The sequence below is a fragment of the Shewanella sp. 11B5 genome (assembly GCF_002836795.1).
Lineage (GTDB): Bacteria > Pseudomonadota > Gammaproteobacteria > Enterobacterales > Shewanellaceae > Shewanella > Shewanella frigidimarina.
Genome location: NZ_PJAP01001126.1, coordinates 1 through 2,196, shown reverse-complemented (window position 1 = coordinate 2,196; position 2,196 = coordinate 1). Strand labels below are relative to the sequence as shown.

The 2,196-nt window shown below is 39.3% G+C and carries 1 protein-coding gene and 1 pseudogene; both read left to right on the top strand.

The genetic code is table 11. The annotated features are described in order from the left end of the window. Window positions 1–1,329 (top strand): efflux RND transporter permease subunit (locus tag CXF78_RS21060; protein WP_180957243.1); only part of this gene is annotated, 1,329 nt, incomplete at its 5' end. A gap of 328 nt (window positions 1,330–1,657) precedes the next feature. Further along, window positions 1,658–2,196: pseudogene (locus CXF78_RS21055) on the top strand (NAD-glutamate dehydrogenase domain-containing protein); the annotation flags it as partial.

Sequence of the window (2,196 nt, the reverse complement as noted above, 5' to 3'; positions counted from 1 at the left end):
GTGCCCGGTGGTGTTGCTTTATTGTCTGATACGGTCGGTTTTTTAACCTTATTGGCCATTGATATTGGTATTATTCGTGAGTTGGCAATTTCTGCATCGCTAGGTGTTGCAGTCATTATTTTAACTAACCTTATTTTGCTACCATTGGTTATTTCATATTTTGAATTACCCAACAAGCAAGATAATCCTGAGAAACGCCAAAAAATTGAAAATATTTGGCGAGCATTGTCTAAGTTTGCGACGCCAAAATATGCCGTTGTAGTATTAATTTCGACAGTAATTCTTTATGTGGTTGGTTTTCAACAAGCTTCAAAAATGCAAATAGGTGATTTACAAGGTGGGGCACCAGCACTGCACCAAGATTCTCGTTATAACCAAGACACCTTCTTTATTACTGATCACTTTTCTATTACCACCGATGTGATGACAGTGATTGTCGAAGCAACACCAGAAGCTTGTACTTATCATTCTGTCCTAACACAAATAGATCAGTTTGAATGGATGATGGCCAATACCGTTGGTGTAGAGTCAACGGCGAGCTTGGCATCTATTGCTAAAAAAGTGAATGCCGGTTTTAACGAAGGTAACCCAAAATGGGAAATTTTACCTCGTACCACTGCCAGCTTAGTACAAGCCGTTGGTCAAGTACCGACAACGTCAGGTTTGCTCAATAGTAACTGTTCAGTGATGCCAGTGTACTTGTTCTTAAAGGATCACAAAGCTGAAACCATTGAGGTGGTTGTCGATAAAGTTAAAGCCGTTGCTGCGCAACTTAACTCTGACACACTGCAATTTAAGTTAGCTTCAGGTCCCGTTGGTGTCATGGCTGCCACAAATGAAGCCGTGAGCGAAGCTCAGCTACCAATGATGTTATATGTTTATGGTGCTGTGTTTGTGTTGTGTTTAATTAGTTTTAAATCTCTGAAGGCGACTATTGCAGTGATTATACCGCTTTATGTGGTATCGACATTGGCGCAAGCACTAATGACCCTGCTTGATATTGGACTTGCGGTGAGTACCTTACCGGTTATTGCATTGGGGGTAGGTATTGGCGTCGATTACGGTATTTATATCTTGTCGACGATGTCTAATAAACTCAGTAATGGTATGCCGGTTCAACAAGCGTATTTTGAAGCTTTGGTTGAACGCGGTAGTGCGGTTATCTTCACTGGTTTAACGTTAGCTATTGGGGTGAGTACTTGGTTCTTCTCAGATCTTAAATTCCAAATGGATATGGGTATTTTGCTTACATTTATGTTTTTAGTGAATATGTTGGGAGCAATTATTATTCTACCGGCACTATCAGCGATGTTTTGGCGAAAAAAGTAACTAAAACATGTAATTAAATAAAAAAGGGAGCTTAGCTCCCTTTTTTATTTTGCATAGTTACTCTATGCAAACGACTTAAATGTCATTTTAAACACTAATCTATGCTGTCGACTGGATTTATAGAGGATGTACCACTAAAATTTTCCTCGATATAGCAGCAATTTAGTAATAAACTTTGCACCAGATCTCAAATATGAGTTTCTATTGTTAAACGAAAAACAGTTATTTACGTGATAGACACAAAATGACTCGGACCGACTGAATCAACAAGCCGAAGCATCCATATAATGATAAGAGCGCTGCCATAGACGCTTAAGGAATCTGCAACATGGCCTTGAAAGATGCAATGCCTTCAGTACTACTGGAAAATGTAGTCAATTTAATTCACACAAAAATCCCTAATTCTCAAGCCAAACAAGTTGAGCAATTTGCTAATTGCCTCTATGCCCATATGTCAAAAGACGATCTCAATGCTCGTAATGACAGTGATTTATATGGTGCTGTAGTGAGCCTTTGGAATGCGCTGAATAAAACGGCCCAGGATCAAACCCACATCCGTGTATTTAATCCAAGCCAAGCAAAACATGGCTGGCAGTCAACTCACAGCATTATTGAGGTTATCCAACTTGATATGCCTTTCTTGGTTGACTCGCTCTCAATGGCGTTAAATCGAATGGGTATCACTGCCCATGTGATGTTGCACACGCCATTAGCCGTAGTACGCGGTAATAACAACAATGTATCTGATGTGTCATTTGTTAATGACACATCAGATAGCAGCAATAATGTTGCTGTATTTTTAGTCGAAATTGACAAACAAAATAGTGATGCTGACATTAAGGCGATTGAAAAAGAAATTCAATCTGT